The 1,765-nt window shown below is 64.2% G+C and carries 2 protein-coding genes; both read left to right on the forward strand.

Annotation, left to right across the window (positions count from 1 at the left end):
- Nucleotides 1-192 (forward strand): hypothetical protein (locus tag EV130_RS33025; protein WP_207900917.1); only part of this gene is annotated, 192 nt, incomplete at its 5' end.
- 111 nt (nt 193-303) lie between these two features.
- Nucleotides 304-1,683: a group II intron reverse transcriptase/maturase gene (ltrA, locus tag EV130_RS32395; protein WP_081377061.1), complete on the forward strand. Its 1,380-nt coding sequence runs from the start codon at nt 304-306 to the stop codon at nt 1,681-1,683.
- The last annotated feature ends 82 nt before the right edge of the window (nt 1,684-1,765 follow it).

Consider the following 1,765-nt stretch of genomic DNA (forward strand, 5'->3'; position numbering starts at 1 on the left):
GAGCAAACCCGCGACCCGATGGACAAGAACCGGATACGAGGCCTACCCGGCCGGACGAGCGGGCAGATGACCGCGAAGTCCATGGTCATCAAGGACCGGGGTGGTAAATCCGGCGGATGTGCGGGGAAGGCGGTCGATCTTACCTCGGGAGATCTGCGCCGTGTCCGGAAATCCGGACTGAGCCCGCCGTGAGGCGCGCTGATCGCGGTGCAGAGGTCAGCAGAGGGCATAGTAGGGAGGTGTCTGCCAAACGAAGGCCCGAACGGTTGGAAGGACGAGTAGGACAGAGTTCTCGCATTGGCCATGCGGCAGAAAAATCAGCTTGAGCTGGCCTTGCCTGTGGAGGGAGCGGGTGAATCCCGCAATCGCCTTGGGGCAGGGACCGAAGCCTGTGCGGCGAACGCCGCCCCCGAAAGTCCGGCGGCAATGGCCGGACCGTGCATGGAAGCGATTGTCGATCGCGACAATCTGAGGAAGGCGCTGGCGCAGGTCCGGCGCAACAAGGGAGCGCCGGGGGTCGACGGTATGAGTGTCGATGCCTTGGCGCTGCATCTGAAAGACCACTGGCCCGAACTTCGCGCCCAACTGCTCGAAGGCGCCTACAAACCACAGCCGGTGCGACGTGTCGACATCCCGAAGGCGTCCGGCGGCACCCGTCCGCTCGGCATCCCCACGGTGCTCGACCGCTTCATCCAGCAGGCGGTGATGCAGGTGCTGCAGACTGCATGGGACGGCGGATTCAGCGCGTCGAGCTACGGGTTCAGGCCCGCACGCTCGGCTCATCAGGCGGTTGCCGCGGCGCAAGCGTTCATCGCGTCGGGTCATCGCATTGTAGTGGACATCGACCTGGAGAAGTTCTTCGACCGGGTCAACCACGACATCTTGATGGGGCTGGTGGCCAAGCGGGTGTCCGATCCGCGTATCCTTCGCCTGATCCGTGACTTTCTGACCGCGGGTGTGCTCGAAGGCGGGCTGATCGGTCCAATCGACGAAGGAACGCCGCAGGGTGGCCCGCTCTCGCCGCTGCTGTCCAACCTGATGCTGGACGAACTCGACAAGGAACTGGAGCGACGCAACCATCGCTTCGTGCGCTACGCCGACGACTGCAACATCTATGTGCGCAGTGCGCGGGCAGGCGAACGGGTGATGGCAAGTATCGAACGCTTCCTCGACAGGCGTCTGAAGCTGAAGGTCAACACGCAGAAGAGCGCAGTCGCCCCGCCGCACCGGCGCAAATTCCTCGGCTTCAGCTTCACGAACGAGAAGATGCCAAGGCGTCGGATCGCACCGCAGGCTGTGGTCCGGTTCAAGGAGCGCGTGCGTGTGCTGACGATGCGGACGCGGGGCGCGAGCCTCGCGCAGATAGCCAAGGAGCTGTCGCTCTATCTGAAAGGGTGGCGCGGTTACTTCGGCTTTTGCGAAACCCCGTCGGTGTTGCACAGCCTCGACCAGTGGATCAGGCGAAGGCTGCGATCCATCGTATGGAAACAGTGGAAGCGCGGGCACACCCGCTTTGCGGAATTGCGGCGCCGTGGTGTCAGTCACGATCTGGCGGCACAAACCGCCGGCAGTGCACGCGGCCCATGGCGCATCAGCAACAGCCCCGCGCTCGCCATTGCCCTGCCGAACGCTTTCCTCGCAAGCATAGGCCTCGCTTCCGTTGTGCCCGCCAAGGCCGCATAACCAGCCGAACCGCCCTGTACGGACCCGTACGCAGGGTGGTGTGGGAGGGGCGGAACCGCAAGGCTCCCCCCTATCCCGATTG

This window comes from Rhizobium azibense (genome assembly GCF_004342325.1).
In the GTDB taxonomy this organism is placed as follows: Bacteria; Pseudomonadota; Alphaproteobacteria; order Rhizobiales; family Rhizobiaceae; genus Rhizobium; species Rhizobium etli_B.